The following is a 16,394-nucleotide window of genomic DNA, read 5'->3' on the forward strand; positions in this document are numbered from 1 at the left end:
GCACCCGGGGCAGCACGTCACTCACCGGTGCCCTCCTTCACCAACGCCGGCTCCGGCGCGCCCGCGCCCTCGTCCAGCACCTCGTCCACATGCGTGTTGATCGCCCCGAGCGCCGCCAGCAGCGTCACCCGCGGGATGACGCCGAGCAGCGTCCCGTCCGCGTCCGCCACCGGCACCGGCAGATCGCTCTCCGCGCACCGCGCGAACAGCTCCGCCACCGGCGTGTCCGCCGCCACCGGGTCCAGGTCTCCGGGGTCGAGCAGCCCGTCCAGGGTCTGCACACCGTCCGCCACCGCGTCCGCGATCACCTCGGCCGTCACCTTGCCCACGAGCCTCCGGTCCCGCCCCACCACGAACGCCGCGGACGTCTGGTGCTCCCGCATCGTCCGCAGCGCCGTCCGCGGCCCCGTGTTCGCCGGCACCGTGACCAGCGGCTTCTCCATCACCGAACGAGCCGTCAGCACCCTGGTACGGTCCACGTCCGCGACGAACTGGGCGACGTAATCGTTCGCCGGATCGGTCAGGATCTCCTCCGCCGTCCCGATCTGGACGATCCGCCCCTCGCGCATCACCGCGATCCGGTCACCGATCCGCATGGCCTCATTGAGGTCATGAGTGATGAACACGATGGTCTTCCCGAATCGCCCCTGAAGGTCCAGCAGCAGATCCTGCACCTCCCGCCGGATCAGCGGGTCCAGGGCGCTGAACGCCTCGTCCATCAAAATGATGTCGGTGCCCGCCGCAAGCGCCCTCGCAAGCCCCACCCGCTGCTGCATGCCGCCCGACAACTGCCCGGGCAGCCTGTCCTCCCAGCCCTCCAGCCCGACCAGCCGCAAGAACTCCCGGGCCTTACCCTCACGTTCCTCTTTCGGGACCCCGCGGACCTCCAGCCCGTACGCCGCGTTCGCCAGCACTGACCGATGCGGGAACAGCGCGAAGTGCTGGAACACCATGCTGACCTTGTTCTGCCGCAGCGCCCGCAGCGCCTTCGGCGACAGCTTCGCGACGTCCTGCCCGTCGATCAGAACAGTCCCCGAGGTGGCCTCCAGCAGGCCGTTCAGCATCCGGATCAGTGTCGACTTGCCCGACCCGGACAGCCCCATGACCACGAAGATCTCGCCCTGCTCGACCTCGAACGTGGCGTCTACGACGGCGGGCATGACACCGAGCGCCCGGACCTCCTCCAGATCCGCACCCGCCCCCAGCCTCCGCTGGGCCTCCGCCGCCTTCCGGCCGAAGAGCTTCGTGACGCTTTCCGCGCGCAGTATGGACACGATCTCCTTTCGCGTTCCCACGCCGAGCGCGGAAACCGTTCGTCTCCGGGACGGCGCCCGAGACGCGACTCACGCGAAAAGAGATGTCAACCGGACGCCACAGTGATGCGTCGATCGAAACTACCCGTCCAGCGAGAAAGTTTCATCTTTCGGTGATCTCGCTCACACCTTCGTCCGGTGGAAGTTCAGGTACGACCGCGACGGCGTCGGCCCCCGCTGGTCCTGGTACCGCGACCCGTACTTCTCCGACCCGTACGGATACTCCGCCGGCGAACTCGTCCTGAACAGGCACATCTGCCCGATCTTCATGCCCGGCCACAGCTTGATCGGCAGCGTCGCCACGTTCGACAGCTCCAGCGTCACGTGCCCGCCGAACCCCGGATCGATCCACCCCGCCGTCGAGTGCGTCAGCAGTCCCAGCCGCCCGAGCGAGCTCTTCCCCTCCAACCGCGCCGCCAGATCGTCCGGCAGCGCGAACACCTCGTACGTGGACGCCAGCACGAACTCCCCGGGATGCAGCACGAACGCCTCCTCGGCGTCCACCTCCACCAGCCGCGTCAGATCGCTCTGCTCCTCCGCGGGGTCGATGTGCGGGTACTTGTGGTTCTCGAACACCCGGAAGTACCGGTCCAGCCGCACGTCCACACTGGACGGCTGGACCATCGCCGGGTCGTACGGGTCGATCTTGACCCGCCCGGACTCGAGCTCGAACCTGATGTCGCGATCGGAGAGCAGCACGTCGCAAAGCTACCGGCCTGCCGCCCCCGCCCGCTCCCCGCCACACCCCCTCGCACTTTCCGGTACGATGTCCGAGCGGCGGTTCACCCCACCGCCTCACGCGGGTGTAGTTCAATGGTAGAACTTCAGCTTCCCAAGCTGACAGCGCGGGTTCGATTCCCGTCACCCGCTCCATAACGAAGGCCCAGGTCAGGAACATGCTTCCCGAGCCTGGGCCTTGATCGTTTTTGGTCGTCTTCACCGCTGGGCCATTAGCGGGCCATTAAGCCACCGGCACCAGCGCCCCGCCCGCTCCACCGTCCTCGTCGTCGTCCTGGCCCTGCTCTGCCTGAACCAGGGCATCGAGGCCATCGGCAATGGCGCGGTCGCCCTTGGCCGACTTGTGCTGGTAGCGCAGCGCGGCCCGCATGTCACCTCGTGACCCGCCTCGTGTGGGCTTCAGTCGAGCGCCATCCGGGGTAGCACGGCGCGAATCTCGCGGCCCTTCTGATGCTTGACACCGCTCCCACAGAGATGATCTTGGATGGATGTGGACGCGCGGGACGTCGCGGTGCTGGTCGGGGACCCGTGGGGACTTCTCTGGAAGGTCCTGATCTTGCTACGGACCAGAAGGTCAGCGTGCTACTGGGCCTCGCCGTCCTCCGGCCGATCTGGGCGCGAGGCGGGCCGAGGTCTGTAGGCTTTAGGTGCGGGAGAGGAGGGCTTGTGATGACCGCGCAACCGCAGGACTACCCAGCAGACGGTATGCCCCTGCCGGGGAAGGGTCTTCGTGCTATCCGGTCTGCTCTCGTGGTGGCGCAGGACCGCGACGCGTTCGACGCCGGTCTCAAGGCCGTGCTCGACGAGGTGCGCGTCAGCCTGGATCTGGGTGTCCTGAACGACTTCGTGCACATGTGGTGGCTCGCGGCCTGTGACTCTGCCAAGGATCCCGAAGGCCGGCGGCGGATGCATGCGATGGCCGAGCGCATCCAGGCAGGAGAGCCGGTTCCCCGGGGGCGGTCTGTGCGCGAGATCCTCGCCGAGCGTGAGGCCCGAGGGTAGTTGTATCGGCTCATCCTGACGCCGGAGGTCGAGGAGCAGGTCTCTGCCCTTCCGGATGAGGCTCTCGGTCCCTTCGCCGAGCTGATCACTCTATTGGAGGTCTCTCCGTGGAGTGGTCGGCCGTTCGGCAGGTCCAACCCCCGAGGCAACATGCTCACGCTCGCCTTCGGAGACGGCGGCCTTGCCGTCTACTTCGTCCTGGAGGAGCAGCGGGAGACGTGCCTGATCCGCGTTACGTGGCTCTGATTCATCGCCCCGACGCCGCTGGACGTCGGTGATGAGGCAGGTCGGTGGTTCTGCTGTACAGCACGGAAGTACAGCAACAGCCCCACATAACGGCTTACGCGACCTGCCAGCGGCACACGTCACTACGTGGGTGAGACTGCGATGGGCTGAGTGTACCGGTGGTCCGCATCGAGGTGGCATCGATTGGCCGCGCTCGCAGAGCGAGAGCGGCTGACGCGCCGCAGGTCAGTGGACCCGCTGCGTGCCATTAGCGTGCCATTAAGAGCGGCGATCGGGGGTCGATCACGGTTACTTGCGGAACGTCCGAACGCCAGGTCAGGCGCTGTGACAGGCAAGATCGCGATGGTTCCCAAGCTGACAGCGCGGGTTCGATTCCCGTCACCCGCTCCACACAGAAGGCCCGGGGCAGAGACATGATCTCCGGGCTTCTACGGTCGCCGTGCAATGAGCGTGCGATTAGCCTCACCGCCACCGGGGCCCGCCCACGCTGGCCTGACCCTCGGTGAGCGCAGACCAGCGGGATCGCACCGGTCAGCGGTCGTGGCGAAGCCCCAAGTAGGTGCGCCGAAGGTACCCTGGCTAAGGCACCAGCACCCGACGATCTGACCGGAGGCACCAGGAGCCATGCCTGCGATGACCCTCCCCTTGCCGTCCGGTGACACCTGGACTCGGGCAGACTACGAGGCGCTTCCCGAAGACCTCCCTGTACGTGTGAGCCTCATCCACGGAGAACTCGTCGTCGGCCCACGGCCCCGCCCGATCCACCAGCGCATCGCGCGGCGCTTGGCGACCTCTCTCGAAGAGGCGGCCACCGACGCTTGGCAGGTGGACACGGACGTGGACGTGCTGCTGGACGAGGACGAGACAGAGCCGGTCGAGATCGCTCCCGACATCGTCGTCTACTCGGCCGAGCACGACCCCTACGAACGTCCGATCCATGCCGAGTCGGTCACCCTCGTCGCCGAGGTGGTGTCACCATCCACCAAGCGCAAGGACCGACGCATGCAACCGGCCCTGTACGCAGCGGCCGGTATCCGGCACTACTGGCGAGTCGAGACCGACCAGACCGCGCCGGCGTTCGCGATCTATACCTACGAACTCGACGACGCCACAGGCTTGTATATCGCGACCGGCGTCCACCACGACCGCATCTCCGCGACTCTGCCTTTCTCTCTCGACATCGACCTCAAGGCCGTCCGCGGACGCTGACGTCGCAGAACGAGAGGCAGACCGCCTACTGGTGGCCCAGGGTTCCCAAGCTGACAGCGCGGGTTCGATTCCCGTCACCCGCTCCGAGCATGAAGGCCCAGGTCAGCGAGTCACGCTCCAGCCTGGGCCTTTCGCTATCACCGGCCGCCGTGCCCGTTACGTGCCCGATCCCGAGGCGCCCGGCTTCTTCTTGCCCTTCCCCTTCTTCCCCTTCGCCTTCTTGAGCTCGCGCTTGGCCATCTTGCCGAGCGTCAAGGGGCGGCGGCGCTCAGGCCGCTGCGCGGCCCCGCGCCGGGCCGTCCGGAGCGTGCGGCGTGGACGCCGGTCACCGGACGGCCGCGCCGGACCGCGCATCGTGCCGCCGCTGCCCCGTCCGCCAGTCGCCGGCGGTCACGGGGTCCGCGCCGCCGCCCAGTCGCGGGCCACCACGTGGCCGAGGTCTTCTTTGCCTCCGGCGGGGGCACGCCGACTCCGGGAAGCAGAGGCCGCGCCCGCTGCGGTCGTCGTGGAGTGAGGGAGGAAGCTCAGGCAGGTGGGTGGTGCTGCTATAGCGTCAATGTCAACATGGCGCCATGGCGTCTCTACGAACACACCCATGAGCCGAAGGCCGCCAAGTCGTGTACGGGCAATCCGGTACACCAAGCATGCAAAGCCACCGTCACGCGTCCCCGAAGGCGTGCCTGCGAAGGTGCTACGGCAGATTGAGCACGCCTCACGGACGGGCGCTTGTCCATCGGTCCAGGAGATGGGCACTGCGCTCTCTGCGTTGGCATGGTTCCTTGGCCAGCAAGGCCGAACGTTGACATTGGACCCGGATACAACTTGCCCATGTCATGATCCCCGAGACGCGTTGGACACTCTTCACATGATCACGCGGGCGCTCCCCAGTCCAGCCAGACGGCAGGTTGAGGCGGTCATGTCTCCGCTCGTTGAGCAGTTCCGCGAACGGACCTTGCCGGATCCGCTCGCTACAGAAGATCAGCCTTGGTGGTGGCGGCGCATTACCGACCGCTAGACCACTGTGCGCGCACGCTGTGCGGCGGAAGCCGTGCCCGTTGGAGCGGACAACCACGGGCACGTGCGGTCGCTCACGGGGTTGGGCACGCAAGGGCAGCTCAGCGGCCTTGCTGGTGATCGTTGATCCAGGAAAGTGACTTCCCGAGCTGACAGCACGGGTTCGATTCCCGTCACCCGCTCCGAGCATGAAGGCCCAGGCCAGGGACATGATCCCCAGACCTGGGCCTTAGTTGTTCCGGTCACACTCACGCTACCGGGCAATTAGCGGGCACTTAAGCCACCGGCACGAGTGCCCCCGCTCCTCTGTCGTCGTCCTCGTCGTCCGGTGCCTGTCGCTCTGCCTGGACGAGCGCGTCTAGGCCGTCTGCGATCACCCGGTCCGCCCGGGTGGCGCCGCGTTCGTGCACTCGCTGATCAGGCTCGGTGTGGTCGACGAGTACCGGCTGTGGGTGCAGCCCGCCGCCACCGGCAAAGGCGCGCCGCTGTTCCCCGAGATGGACCAGCCCCTGAATCTGCGCCTGGCGTACCTGTCCGGGACGCTCGGACTGGTGTATGGGCCAGTCGGGGAATTAGCCTTCTGCGCTTCGCGTGTGGTCTCTTGTCTATGATCGGTGAATGCCCCTTGGTCATATTGGAGTGAACGTCCGGGACCTCGCGCAAGCCAAGGCGTACTACGACGAGTTCATGCCCCTGGTCGGCTTCGAGAGCTTCTTCGCCACTGATGAGGAGTTCTCCTACCGTCCTGTGGACGGCAAGCCCGGCACGTACCTGTTCTTCTATCCCGCGCTGGAGGACGCCGACTACTCACGGCATCGTCCTGGCCTTCAACACCTGGCTTTCATGGTGAAGACCCGTCCGGAGGTGGATCGTCTGCATGAGTGGGCGGTCGAGCGAGGCGCGAACGTGCTGTACGAGCCGCAGGAGTTCCCTCAGTACCATCCCACCTACTACGCCACGTTCTGGGAAGGGTTTGACGGCGTCACTCTGGAGGTCGTCTGCCACCGGTAAGCCGCTTCACGCCTCGGCGAGTGACAGGCTGTTGCCGTCTGGGTCCAGCACGACCACGTGGCGAACGCCGTTGCTGTAGGTCTCCACTGGTTCGTGGGCGATGCCGTGCGCGGCGAGGCGGGCGAGGATGTCGTCGAGGTCGGTCACACCGAACGTGACCATGGCGCCGCCTATCCGTGTGGTTCGCATCTCCCGGTCGTCGATGACGATCCACGCGTTCTCGCCGACCTGCCATAGGTGCTCTTCGCCGATGACCTCGTCGGCGGGACGTCCGAAGAACGCCTCGTACCACTCCGATGCGCTGGTCCGGTCGCTTACGCACATGACGCTGTACAAGTCCACTTGGCTGCTCCTCGCGGGTTAGAGGACGGCTTGGAGTTTGTGCGTGAAGCGGTGCATGTTCGGGTCCAGTGAAGTGATCGGGGTGGTGAGGATTTCGGAGGGGCTCATCCATTCGATGCCTGCGAACTCGCGGTCGTCGAATGTGGTCACGCTCGTCGAGGGGTGCGCCAGGTACCAGAGCGAGACGTCGGTGTGCCGGCCTGCTCCACGTGTTTGCGTCCAGGTGACGAAGAAGGGGCACTCGGCGGAGTTCGGAACGACCTCCACGCCTAGTTCCTCGTGGGTCTCGCGCGTCACTGTGCGCCAGGGTTCTTCGCTCGGCTCGACGTGTCCGCCCGGTGGGAGACGCAGGCCGGCGAGCCGGTGATCGACCATCAGGATGCGCCCGTGCTCGATCAGGATGGCGTAGCTCACCAGGTGGATCGGAGGGACGTCGGGTTTGCGCGTGCGATACAAGGGAGCCCCGCTGGTGATCCACTCCGTGGCCTGCCGACGATGCTGCTCCTCTGTCGCGTCCCACGGTTCCAGGTCGTTCAGGAGGTGGAGGAGGTGACTTCGCTCGCGCGCGTCCTGGTCTGGCATCTCCGCATCATGCCGGATCCCGGGCGGCGCACTCCATCGGCTGATCGTCCGAGTGATCCCCGGGGCGGTGGGGCGCGTCCAATCAGGTGGGGGTTTCGACATGCTGGGACGAGCGTGGAGGCGCCGCCGACCGCGGAAGAGCGCCCCGGTGGCGGTGGGGGCGAGTACGCGGATTCCGCTTCTCCCGCCCTCCGCGGTCGGTTTGAGTCCGCCCATGGCCCGTGCCCAGCACCGGCGGCGGCGATCCTGATGGTCGGTCTGTTCCTGCTGAGCTGGGTGCTGTATCTGCGTCTGAACCTTGACGCCATGGTCGACACGGTACGGCTGGCCACCGCGCCGGAGTACACCGCGACCGTGGAGCCGCCTCGCCCGGGCGGCGACCTGCCGGTCCTCCACTGGACCGGTGCAGAGGGGGTCGAGCGTTATGGGCGCCCGGACGCGTCAGACGGTTACCGGCCCGGCGAGAAGGTACGCGTGGTGGAGTACTCAGCGGCCACCTGCTGGACGTGGGAGAGCGATGAGGACCAGCTGGACGATGTGTCCGGGATGATCCTGTTCCTGTTCGTCCTGCCCGCCGCCGCGATCACCCGGTACCTCGTTCACCGGCGTCGGCACTGGCTTGCCGTCCTCCGGGCGGCGCGGGCGGGCCTAACCGCGGGCCAGGTCGTCGCGCTCTACGAGTTCGGTCGCCGCAAGGTCGTGACGGTCGATCTAGGGACTCGTCGGGTGTACGTACCGCTCTTGAACGGCCAGTTCGTCAACGCCCTGACATCGTTGGACGGGCTCCAGGTCCAGCGACTTCCGGACAAGCGCTTCATCGCGTTCCGCGTCGCCGGCACGGATCGCGTGGTGTGGCCCAGCGGGCGCTATCGGAGGCGCATGGTGCCCGTGGCCGACGTCGTGGCCCGCCTTGCGTGGGTCGGCGGTCCGCCGCTGCTCACCCTCGCCGTGCATCTGTTCACGGCGCCGCTCTCGCCGTGCTGAGGCCGCTCTCTTCGCTCACCGGACGGCGCGAAAGGCGGCGCCCCGGGTGGGGGCGCCGCCTTTTCGGGTTAGTGCACCTTGAGCCAGCGGCCTACGGCGGAAGTGTAGAAGAGGTTGTTCTTGATGACTCCGACGCCGGCCTGGACGCGGAACGTCGTCTTGTTCCAGTTGTCGATTTCCCCGGCGATGCGAAGGGTCTTGTTGTAGCCCTTGGTGTTCACATAGCAGTAGTCGCGGACGTCGACGTCCGGGCCCTTGAGGTAGTAGCAGAAGCCGGCGGCCTTGCCGTCCTTCCTGGTGTCCTTGACCTTGGTGACCAGGTAGACGAAGCCCGGTCCGTCGCCGTAGCGGGCCCAGTACCAGTGGCCCCAGACCGTCGCGCCCTTGACCGCCGGCGCCTTGAAGGAGTGGATGTAGCCGATCCGGTGGAACTTCCCGGTGTCCTTCGCGGAGACGGCCGGCCCGCCGAACCCGTCGGTGGAACGGGTGATCGGGTGCGGGGCCGGGGTGGTGGCGGCGCCGGCGGCCGGTGCGGCGACGCCGACCGTCGCAGCCAGCGCGGCGATACCGAGGCCGGCCGTGACGAATTTGCGCATGGGTGTCCCTTGGGGGTGATGGAGCGGGGGGAAAGAGAGGTGAACTCTATCAGATGTCGATCTTCGTGCAAGCGGATAAAGGGCGTCCGGATCTGGTCGTCGCATTGTGAGTCCGGGCCTTATCGGAAAGTAACCGAGTGACGCCGGAATTGTGTTGGCGTTCGCGTTTCCGTGTCAGGTGAGGACCACGGGGCCGGACGGGCAGGACAGGGTGGCGGTCAGGCCCGGACGGGCCGCGGCCGTCACGTCCAGGTGGGCGCCGACGGCGTCCAGGCCGCTCCGGATGACGTCGGGTTCCGGGTGGGTGCCGGTGAGGGCGGTCAGCGGGACGGTCGGGAGGCCCTGCGCGGTCGGGTGCGCGGTGGTGCCCCAGTCGATGAGGAAGGGGACGAGGCCGGATCGGGCGTAGGCGAGGCGCCAGCTCAGGAGGTCGCCGGCGGGGGTGCGGCGCGACATGTCCTCGACGTCGCCGGGGTCGTAGCCGTGGCGGCGGGCCCGTGCCACGCGGTCGCGGATGTCGGCGGCCCGGATCGCCCAGGTGACGAGTTCGGCCGCGGTGAGGGTGTCGATCCGGAACGGGCGCGGGGCGGCCGGTTCGGGCTGGTCGCCGTCGGGTCCGACGATCTCCAGGTAGCGGCGTCCGCCGAGGCCGAGCAGGTAGTTGCGGGTGCCGAGGCCGGGGTGGCGGCCGCCTTCGACCGGTCGCGCGCCGGTGAGCCGGTGGACCCGGTCGAGCGTCGCCGGCAGGTCGGGGGTGGCGTAGACGAGGTGGTCCAGGGCTTCGTCGATGACGGGCATGAAGATCATTGTCGCTCAGGGACGGGCGGCGGGGGCCGTGGGCGGGCGTCCGGAAGCGGCGGTCAGGGCGTGAGGCGCTCCTCGGTCCGGATGAGCAGGTCGAGGATCTCCTCGTCGTCCGTCCGCTCGAAGGCGTCGCGGACGGCCTCCGCGGCGTCTCCTCCGGTGAGCCAGGCGACCACCTGTTCATACGCTACGCCTGTGTCGTCCCAGAACGCGTTGAGCAGCCTGGGGCGGCCGCGTCGCCAGGTCAGCTCGTCGGTGGTGAACGCGTGCAGGTGGCGGATCGCGGTCGTGGAGTCGAGGCGTCCCCATGCGGAGAGGCGGGGTGCCAGGTCGGCGGCGGCGCCGCCGAGCGCGCAGAGCGCCGTCCCGGCGGACGGGCGGGACGGGAAGCGCGCCAGCGTCCGCGACCAGAACGCGTCGAGGAACGCGGTGACCGCGTCGCGCTGCGGCCAGTCCCGCCAGCCGGCCTGGGCGAGCTTCAGGCAGATCGGCTCGGCGTCGAGGTCGTCGGCGGCGGCGAGTTCGAGGAGCCGGGGCGCGAAGTAGCGCAGGTCGTCGGGGCCGCCCCAGGTGTTCAGTGCCTTGGCCGCGTACCTGCCGAGGTCGTCGGGCGTGAGGTCGCGCAGGGGGCGGTCGAGCAGCGGGCGGTCCTCGCCGGGCGCGACGCAGCAGGGGCACCCGTCGAGTGAGGAGGGGCGGGTCACGTCCGCGAACGCCGCGTACAGGTCGTCGAGCACGTCAGGCGCTCCGGGTGCGGAGGGTGCTGATGGTGATCTTCCGCTTCGGCTTGCCGTCGTCCTGGCCGTCCACTCCGGCGCGGGCGACCTGGTCGACGATGTCCATGCCGCCTGTCACCCGTCCGAAGACCGTGTAGGACGGCGAGAGGGTGGGCGCGTCGTCGTAGAGGATGAAGAACTGGCTCCCGTTGCTGTCCGCTGTGCCCGCGTTCGCCATGGCGACGACGCCTCGGGCGTACCGGGGGCCGAGATTCTCGCTGCCGAACCGGTAGGACGGGCCTCCCGTCCCTGTTCCGGACGGGTCGCCGCACTGGAGGACCTTCAGTTCGGTGGTGGTCGTGAGGCGATGGCAGGACGTGCCGTCGTAGTACTTCCGGTTCGCGAGGTAGACCATCGAGTTCACCGTGCAGGGCGCCTTGGACGCGTCGAGTTCCAGCACCATCCTTCCCAGGTTCGTCTGGACCGTCGCCGTCACCAGGCCCCGTGCCTGCGGGTTCGGGGAGGGTGTCCCCACGTCCTTGACGACGGCCTTGTCGGCCGTCGCCGGGAGGTAGGTGCACCGGCTGGCCGCCTGGGAGGCGGAGGTCGTCGTCGAGGACTGCGGCCTGCCGCCCTTGTCGTCGTCTCCGTTGAGGAGGACGGCGGCGGTCGTCCCGGCCACGGCGAGCAGCGCGACGGCGGCCACGGCTCCGATCACGAGCAGGCGGCTGTTCTTCTTCGGCGCGCCGGGGCCGGGCACCGTCGTTCCTGGCGCCGGAGGGAAGGTCGCGTAGGGGTAGGGAGGGCCCGGTCGCGCGAACGGCGGTGGGGCGAACCCCGCCGGAACCGGCGGCGGGAAGGCTCCGCCGCGGCCGGTCAGGGTCGCCGCCGCCGAGGTGCCCTCCGCGAGCAGGTTCTCCCGGCGGTCGGTGCCGAGCAGCCGCTTCAGGACGTCCAGGGCCGTGGGACGTCGCGCGGGGTCCTTCGCTAGGCAGGACGCGACCAGGTCGCGGAGCGGGCCGTCGAGGCGCCCGAGCTCGGGAGGGGCGTGCAGGATGCGGTGCATGATCGCCGGGATCGAGTCCTGGCCGAACGGCGGCGTGCCGTTGGCGGCGTAGGCCATGGTGCAGGCCCAGGCGAACAGGTCCAGCGGCGGGCCGCCGGTCGTCCCCGCGATCTGTTCCGGAGCCATGTAGGCGGGCGTCCCGACCGCGCCGGTGAGGCTCGCGGAGGTGGCCTCCAGCGAGCGGGCGATGCCGAAGTCGATGACCTTCGGGCCGTCCGGGCCCAGCAGGACGTTCGCCGGCTTGAGGTCGCGGTGCACGACGCCCGCCTCGTGGATCGCGGCCAGCGCCGTCGCGGTGCCGATGGCGAGCCGGGTCAGCTCCGCGGCGGGGAAGGGGCCGCACTCGGCGACCGACTGGCGCAGCGACGGCCCGTCGATGTACTCGCTGACGATGTAGGGGGAGTCGCCGTCCGCCTTCGCGGTGATGATGCGCGCCGTGCAGAAGGGGGCGACCTGCCCGGCCGTCGCCAGTTCCCGCTCGAACAGGGTGCGGGCCCGCTCGTCGCCGTCGATCTCGGCGTGCAGCACCTTGACCGCGACGCGCTCCCCCGTTCCGGACGTGCCGAGGTACACGACGCCTTGGGAGCCCTCGCCGAGCCGGGCGGTGAGCCGGAACCCGCCGATCTCGCGGGGATCGTTCGGGCGCAGCGGACGGGGCTCGGGCATAGGGGGACCTCCACCGGGACGGGGCGACAGCAGGCTATCCGCGTCGCCCGGTCCGGTGGCGGGTGGTGTGATCAGGGGCCGGACAGGACGCGGAAGCCCGCCTCCACGGGGACGCGGGCGCCGGTCACCGCGTGGAAGGCGCCGGCGGCGAAGGCGGCGATGACCGCGGCGACGTCCTCGGGCTCGACCATGCGGCCGAGGATGGAGCGGTCGGCCAGGACGGCTTCGAGCTCGGGTGTCCTGGTGGCGGGCGAGGTCTCCGTGCGGACGGGGCCCGGGGAGACGACGTTGACCGCGATGCCGCGCGGGCCCGCCTCCAGGGCGACGTGGCGGGCGAAGGCGTCCAGGGCGGCCTTGGCGGACGCGTGGGCGATGGCGCCGGAACGGGTCAGCTCGGCGCTGAGGCTGGACACGTAGACGATCCGGCCGCGGTCGGGCATCGTCGCGAGGACGGCCCGGGTGATGTGGAAGACGGCGGCGAGCTCGCCGTCCACCTTGCCGATGAACGTCTCCCAGGACATCTCGGCCAGCGGGGCGAACGGCGGTGCGATGTTGGCGTTGCAGACAAGGGCCTGGATCGGGCCGAAGGCGGCGGTGACGTCCGTGACCAGGTCCGTGACCTCGGACGGGTCGCGGACGTCGGCGCGGAACGCGCGGGCCGTTCCGCCGGCCGTCTCGATCTCCTTGACGACGGCCTCCGCCGAGTCCCGGTCGCGGTGGTAGTTGACGGCCACATGGAGGCCGAGGCGGGCCAGCTCTCGCGCGGTGGCGGCACCGATCCCGCGTCCGGCGCCCGTGATGAGTGCGGTGTCCATGCGCTGGACGGTAGGCCGCCGGGCTTACGAAACGGAAGTACGTACCTTTCGGTAAGCTGCTAACCCCACGGTAGTTGGCGAGGTGAGGCGCGTGAGCGACGACGTCTTCCGGCGGGACTGCCCCGCGCGGGTGGTGCTCGACCACGTGAGCGGGCGGTGGGGCGTGCTCGTCCTGACCGCGCTCGGCGGCGGCGATCTCCGCTTCTTCGAGCTCCGGGAGCGGATCGAGGGCATCAGCGAGAAGATGCTCTCCCAGACGCTGCGCACGCTCGTCCGGGACGGGCTGGTCGTGCGGACGGTGGAGCCGTCCGTCCCGCCGAAGGTGTCGTACGGGCTGACCGGGCTCGGCCGCGGCATCGGGGAGCCGCTGCGGGCCCTGACCGGCTGGATCAAGGAGCACGCGCCAGAGATCGTCGGCGCGCAGCTGGCCTACGACGAGGCGGCGATGAGGTCGCGGAACCAGGCGTAGGACCGCTTCGGCGTGCGCCGCTGCGTCGCGTAGTCGACGTGGACGAGGCCGAACCGCGGGTGGTAGCCCTCGGCCCACTCGAAGTTGTCGAGCAGCGACCAGGCGAAGTAGCCGCGGACGTCGGCGCCCTCGTCGACGGCGGTGCGGGTCGCGGCGATGTGCGCGTCCAGGAAGGCGATGCGGGCCGCGTCGTCGATCGTCCCGCCGGGGCCGGGCTCGTCGGGGAACGAGCAGCCGTTCTCGGTGATGTAGATCGGCGGGAGCGCGGACCGGTAGCGCTCGCCGAGCGTGCGGAGCAGGGACAGCAGGCCGTCCGGGACGATGGGCCAGCCCATGCCCGTCCGCGGGAACTCCATGATGTCGACCATGTCGAAGGGGAGCGGACCTCCCGCGGGCGGTGCGGTGACCCGCGTCGGCTGGTAGTAGTTCACGCCGAGGAAGTCGATGGGCGCCGAGATGACCGCGAGGTCCTCCGGGCGGACGAACGAGGCGAAGTCCGGTCCGCCGTGCCCGGAGACGTGCTCGGCGATGTCCGGGTAGCGGCCGAGCAGGACGGGATCGGTGAAGAGCCGGTTCATGAGGGTGTCGAACGCGTCCGCGGCACGCAGGTCGCCGGGGCTGGACGCGTCCGCGGCCCAGGCGGGCGAGTAGTGGTTGGTCAGCCCGATCTCGCGGGCGCCGCGCCCGCGCAGCGCGGTGACGGCGAGGCCGTGGCCGAGGAGCTGGTGGTGCGCGGTCGGCAGGGCGCCGAGCATGAGCGTCCGGCCGGGCGCGTAGACGCCGAACGCGTAGCCGTACGCCATCACGACGACGGGCTCGTTCAGCGTGATCCACATGCCGACGCGGTCGGCGAGGCGCTCGGCGGCGAGGTAGGCGAACTCGGCGAACCGGTAGGCGGTGTCGCGGTCCATCCAGCCGCCCCGGTCCTCCAGCGGCTGGGGGAGGTCCCAGTGGTAGAGGGTGGCGGCGGGCATGATGCCGTTCGCGAGGAGGGCGTCCACGAGGCGGTCGTAGAAGTCGAGGCCCTTCGCGTTGGCGGGCCCGCCGCCGGACGGCTGGACGCGGGGCCACGCGATCGAGAACCGGTAGGCGTCGACGCCGAGACCGGCCAGCAGCGCGACGTCCTCGGGCCACCGGTGGTAGTGGTCGCAGGCGACGTCGCCGGTGTGGCCGTCGCGGACGCGGCCGGGCGTGTGGGCGAAGGTGTCCCAGGTCGAGGGGCCGCGGCCGTCCTCGGCGACGGCGCCCTCGATCTGGTACGCGGCGGTGGCGACGCCCCACCGGAAGCCGTCCGGGAACCCCATCGGCGCCCCTCCCCAGGATGCGAATGTTTTTCGGATTTTAGGGGCGCGGCGGGTCGCGGCGGAAGAGTGGGGTGTCCCCGCGGCGCGGATCGTCCCGGCGGGCATGCCGGCGGGCGCGCCGCTCGGGTGACAATGGTGCGGTGACCGACATCCGGACCCCGCTCCGCCGCCGTCCCGCCCAGCGCCGCAGCGCCGAACGCGTCCAGCGGATGCTCGACGCGTGCGCGGAGATCCTCGACGAGGACGGCTACGAGGGCCTCACCACCACGCGGATCGCCCAGCGCGCCGAGGTCGCGATCGGCTCGGTCTACCAGTTCTTCCCCGACAAGCGCGCGGTCGCGCAGGCGCTCGCGCTGCGCAACCTGGAGGTCTTCGGCGCGCGCATCTCCCGGACGCTCGCCGACGGCACCTTCGCCGACTGGTCCGACACGGTCGGCGCGATCATCGGCATCTTCGTGGAGATGCACCGGACCGTCCCCGGCTTCCGCGTGCTGCGCTTCGGCGACGTCGCCGACGTCAACCTGCTCGACTCCGACGCCGACAACAACGCGGTCGTCGCCGACCGGCTCCGCCGGATGATCGTCGAGACGTTCGCGATCCAGGACACCCCCGCGCTCGCCACCGCGCTCGCCATCGCGGTGGAGGCCGGCGACGCCGTGCTGAAGCTGGCCTTCCGCCGCGACCCGGACGGCGATCCCGAGATCCTCGCCGAGGCCGAGCGGCTCATCCACGGCTATCTCGCGGGGCACATCGAGAAGTCCTGAGATACCGCTGGACCGGGCGCCGAGTCCGGACTGTGCCGTTCGCCGCCCTACGTCCGATACGTATGGCAGACTCCGCCCTTGTTTCACGATTTCACGACGGAACGGGTGAGTCCGCTGGACGAAGAGCGGTTCCAGGCGCAGACCAGGTTGCTGATACGGCAGCGCCTCCGCCTGATGGTGAACCAGTACGAGGTCCACGCCGAGGCGCCCGACGGGTCCGAGGGCGAGCTGCTCGCCTTCGCGCAGCAGAAGCGCATGGCGTTCAAGGAGCAGGTGACCCTGTACGCCGACGACTCCAAGACCCGTCCGATCCTCGGCTTCAAGGCCCGCAAGCGGATCGACCTGGCCTCGGCGTACGACATCACGGACGCGTCGGGCCAGCCGATCGGCGTGTTCCGCAAGGACTTCAAGAAGTCGCTGATCGCCTCGACCTGGCACCTGGAGCAGCCCGGCCTCGGCGTGACGACCGGCAGCGAGCGCAACAAGTTCGTCGCGGTGCTGCGGCGGGTCTGGAACGTCATCCCGTACGTGGAGAACCTGCCGTTCGCCTGGCCGTACCACTTCGACTTCCACGCCGGCGACCAGGTCGTCTTCTCGGTGGACAAGAAGTTCGGGTTCCGCGACCGGTACGTCGTCGAGATCAAGGACCCGCGCCTCGACCGGCGCCTGGTCATCGCCCAGGCCATCGGCCTGGACGCCCTCCAGTCGCGCTGATCGCCGCCGGCCCGCCGGTGACCGGTCACCGGCGGGCGG

At 69.5% G+C, this 16,394-nt stretch carries 19 protein-coding genes, 1 tRNA gene and 1 pseudogene; 9 read left to right on the forward strand and 12 right to left on the reverse strand.

The genetic code is table 11. The annotated features are described in order from the left end of the window. Window positions 1–17: 17 nt before the first annotated feature. Together E1300_RS00690 and dcd are read right to left on the reverse strand one after the other, a co-directional pair. On the reverse strand, window positions 18–1,274 hold the full coding sequence (locus tag E1300_RS00690) for a quaternary amine ABC transporter ATP-binding protein (protein ID WP_131754863.1): 1,257 nt from the start codon (window positions 1,272–1,274) through the stop codon (window positions 18–20). A 162-nt stretch (window positions 1,275–1,436) separates the two neighbouring features. Then, window positions 1,437–2,012, reverse strand: a complete 576-nt coding sequence (dcd, locus tag E1300_RS00695; RefSeq protein WP_131754864.1) for a dCTP deaminase — start codon at window positions 2,010–2,012, stop codon at window positions 1,437–1,439. 100 nt (window positions 2,013–2,112) lie between these two features. Between dcd and E1300_RS00700 the strand changes: the two genes are divergently transcribed. Further along, window positions 2,113–2,186 (forward strand) — tRNA-Gly (locus E1300_RS00700). A gap of 88 nt (window positions 2,187–2,274) precedes the next feature. Here E1300_RS00700 and E1300_RS49735 read toward each other — a convergent pair. After that, a complete protein-coding gene (locus E1300_RS49735; protein ID WP_165502615.1) occupies window positions 2,275–2,421 on the reverse strand; it encodes a hypothetical protein in 147 nt (48 codons plus the stop codon). Between the two features lie 299 nt (window positions 2,422–2,720). On the opposite strand from E1300_RS49735, the gene E1300_RS00705 reads away from it, so the two are divergent. Together E1300_RS00705 and E1300_RS00710 are read left to right on the forward strand one after the other, a co-directional pair. Beyond that, window positions 2,721–3,053, forward strand: a complete 333-nt coding sequence (locus tag E1300_RS00705) for a DUF6247 family protein (RefSeq protein WP_131754865.1) — start codon at window positions 2,721–2,723, stop codon at window positions 3,051–3,053. 870 nt (window positions 3,054–3,923) lie between these two features. Further along, window positions 3,924–4,508 carry a Uma2 family endonuclease gene (locus E1300_RS00710; protein ID WP_131754866.1) on the forward strand — a complete coding sequence of 195 codons (585 nt, stop codon included), beginning with the start codon at window positions 3,924–3,926 and terminating at the stop codon, window positions 4,506–4,508. Between the two features lie 156 nt (window positions 4,509–4,664). Here E1300_RS00710 and E1300_RS00715 read toward each other — a convergent pair whose 3' ends face one another. Beyond that, window positions 4,665–4,862, reverse strand: a complete 198-nt coding sequence (locus tag E1300_RS00715) for a hypothetical protein (RefSeq protein WP_131754867.1) — start codon at window positions 4,860–4,862, stop codon at window positions 4,665–4,667. Between the two features lie 1,061 nt (window positions 4,863–5,923). Here E1300_RS00715 and E1300_RS00720 point away from each other — a divergent pair. Continuing rightward, window positions 5,924–6,133: pseudogene (locus E1300_RS00720) on the forward strand (hypothetical protein); the annotation flags it as partial. A 7-nt stretch (window positions 6,134–6,140) separates the two neighbouring features. Then, window positions 6,141–6,533, forward strand: coding sequence for a VOC family protein (locus E1300_RS00725; RefSeq protein WP_131754869.1), 393 nt, complete (start codon window positions 6,141–6,143; stop codon window positions 6,531–6,533). A gap of 6 nt (window positions 6,534–6,539) precedes the next feature. Here the strand turns inward: E1300_RS00725 and E1300_RS00730 are convergent, their stop codons facing one another. Beyond that, on the reverse strand, window positions 6,540–6,875 hold the full coding sequence (locus E1300_RS00730) for a VOC family protein (protein ID WP_131754870.1): 336 nt from the start codon (window positions 6,873–6,875) through the stop codon (window positions 6,540–6,542). An 18-nt stretch (window positions 6,876–6,893) separates the two neighbouring features. Then, a complete protein-coding gene (locus E1300_RS00735; protein WP_131754871.1) occupies window positions 6,894–7,457 on the reverse strand; it encodes an NUDIX domain-containing protein in 564 nt (187 codons plus the stop codon). A gap of 249 nt (window positions 7,458–7,706) precedes the next feature. Between E1300_RS00735 and E1300_RS00740 the strand changes: the two genes are divergently transcribed. Next, entirely contained in the window at window positions 7,707–8,441 is a 735-nt protein-coding gene (locus tag E1300_RS00740) for a hypothetical protein (protein ID WP_131754872.1), read from the forward strand. 68 nt (window positions 8,442–8,509) lie between these two features. Here the strand turns inward: E1300_RS00740 and E1300_RS00745 are convergent, their stop codons facing one another. From E1300_RS00745 to E1300_RS00765, 5 genes are all read right to left on the reverse strand, one after another. Then, complete coding sequence (locus E1300_RS00745; protein WP_131754873.1) at window positions 8,510–9,037, reverse strand: hypothetical protein; 528 nt, start codon at window positions 9,035–9,037, stop codon at window positions 8,510–8,512. Between the two features lie 174 nt (window positions 9,038–9,211). Further along, complete coding sequence (locus tag E1300_RS00750) at window positions 9,212–9,835, reverse strand: VOC family protein (protein ID WP_131754874.1); 624 nt, start codon at window positions 9,833–9,835, stop codon at window positions 9,212–9,214. A 62-nt stretch (window positions 9,836–9,897) separates the two neighbouring features. Continuing rightward, the gene (locus tag E1300_RS00755; protein WP_131754875.1) at window positions 9,898–10,578 is read right to left on the reverse strand and encodes a hypothetical protein; all 681 of its coding nucleotides are present in this window, start codon (window positions 10,576–10,578) and stop codon (window positions 9,898–9,900) included. Between the two features lies 1 nt (window position 10,579). Next, complete coding sequence (locus E1300_RS51230) at window positions 10,580–12,289, reverse strand: protein kinase domain-containing protein (protein WP_131754876.1); 1,710 nt, start codon at window positions 12,287–12,289, stop codon at window positions 10,580–10,582. Between the two features lie 71 nt (window positions 12,290–12,360). Beyond that, window positions 12,361–13,104: an SDR family oxidoreductase gene (locus E1300_RS00765; protein ID WP_131754877.1), complete on the reverse strand. Its 744-nt coding sequence runs from the start codon at window positions 13,102–13,104 to the stop codon at window positions 12,361–12,363. 91 nt (window positions 13,105–13,195) lie between these two features. On the opposite strand from E1300_RS00765, the gene E1300_RS00770 reads away from it, so the two are divergent. After that, entirely contained in the window at window positions 13,196–13,573 is a 378-nt protein-coding gene (locus E1300_RS00770; RefSeq protein WP_131754878.1) for a winged helix-turn-helix transcriptional regulator, read from the forward strand. Here the strand turns inward: E1300_RS00770 and E1300_RS00775 are convergent. Next, the gene (locus E1300_RS00775) at window positions 13,534–14,877 is read right to left on the reverse strand and encodes a GH1 family beta-glucosidase (RefSeq protein WP_131754879.1); all 1,344 of its coding nucleotides are present in this window, start codon (window positions 14,875–14,877) and stop codon (window positions 13,534–13,536) included. The genes E1300_RS00770 and E1300_RS00775 overlap by 40 nt on opposite strands. 140 nt (window positions 14,878–15,017) lie before the next feature. Between E1300_RS00775 and E1300_RS00780 the strand changes: the two genes are divergently transcribed. Both E1300_RS00780 and E1300_RS00785 read left to right on the forward strand, forming a co-directional pair. Continuing rightward, window positions 15,018–15,641: a TetR/AcrR family transcriptional regulator gene (locus E1300_RS00780; RefSeq protein ID WP_131754880.1), complete on the forward strand. Its 624-nt coding sequence runs from the start codon at window positions 15,018–15,020 to the stop codon at window positions 15,639–15,641. A gap of 105 nt (window positions 15,642–15,746) precedes the next feature. Continuing rightward, window positions 15,747–16,355 carry an LURP-one-related family protein gene (locus E1300_RS00785; RefSeq protein ID WP_242618865.1) on the forward strand — a complete coding sequence of 203 codons (609 nt, stop codon included), beginning with the start codon at window positions 15,747–15,749 and terminating at the stop codon, window positions 16,353–16,355. Window positions 16,356–16,394: the final 39 nt, after the last annotated feature.

Source organism: Actinomadura fibrosa, assembly GCF_900659615.1.
In the GTDB taxonomy this organism is placed as follows: domain Bacteria; phylum Actinomycetota; class Actinomycetes; order Streptosporangiales; family Streptosporangiaceae; genus Spirillospora; species Spirillospora fibrosa.

Coding starts and splice junctions, on each gene's coding strand:
- E1300_RS49735 (WP_165502615.1), bottom strand. CDS start 2,421: ATGCGGGCCGCGCTGCGCTACCAGCACAAGTCGGCCAAGGGCGACCGC.
- E1300_RS00705 (WP_131754865.1), top strand. CDS start 2,721: ATGACCGCGCAACCGCAGGACTACCCAGCAGACGGTATGCCCCTGCCG.
- E1300_RS00710 (WP_131754866.1), top strand. CDS start 3,924: ATGCCTGCGATGACCCTCCCCTTGCCGTCCGGTGACACCTGGACTCGG.
- E1300_RS00715 (WP_131754867.1), bottom strand. CDS start 4,862: ATGCGCGGTCCGGCGCGGCCGTCCGGTGACCGGCGTCCACGCCGCACG.
- E1300_RS00725 (WP_131754869.1), top strand. CDS start 6,141: ATGCCCCTTGGTCATATTGGAGTGAACGTCCGGGACCTCGCGCAAGCC.
- E1300_RS00735 (WP_131754871.1), bottom strand. CDS start 7,457: ATGCCAGACCAGGACGCGCGCGAGCGAAGTCACCTCCTCCACCTCCTG.
- E1300_RS00740 (WP_131754872.1), top strand. CDS start 7,707: ATGGTCGGTCTGTTCCTGCTGAGCTGGGTGCTGTATCTGCGTCTGAAC.
- E1300_RS00745 (WP_131754873.1), bottom strand. CDS start 9,037: ATGCGCAAATTCGTCACGGCCGGCCTCGGTATCGCCGCGCTGGCTGCG.
- E1300_RS00750 (WP_131754874.1), bottom strand. CDS start 9,835: ATGCCCGTCATCGACGAAGCCCTGGACCACCTCGTCTACGCCACCCCC.
- E1300_RS51230 (WP_131754876.1), bottom strand. CDS start 12,289: ATGCCCGAGCCCCGTCCGCTGCGCCCGAACGATCCCCGCGAGATCGGC.
- E1300_RS00765 (WP_131754877.1), bottom strand. CDS start 13,104: ATGGACACCGCACTCATCACGGGCGCCGGACGCGGGATCGGTGCCGCC.
- E1300_RS00775 (WP_131754879.1), bottom strand. CDS start 14,877: ATGGGGTTCCCGGACGGCTTCCGGTGGGGCGTCGCCACCGCCGCGTAC.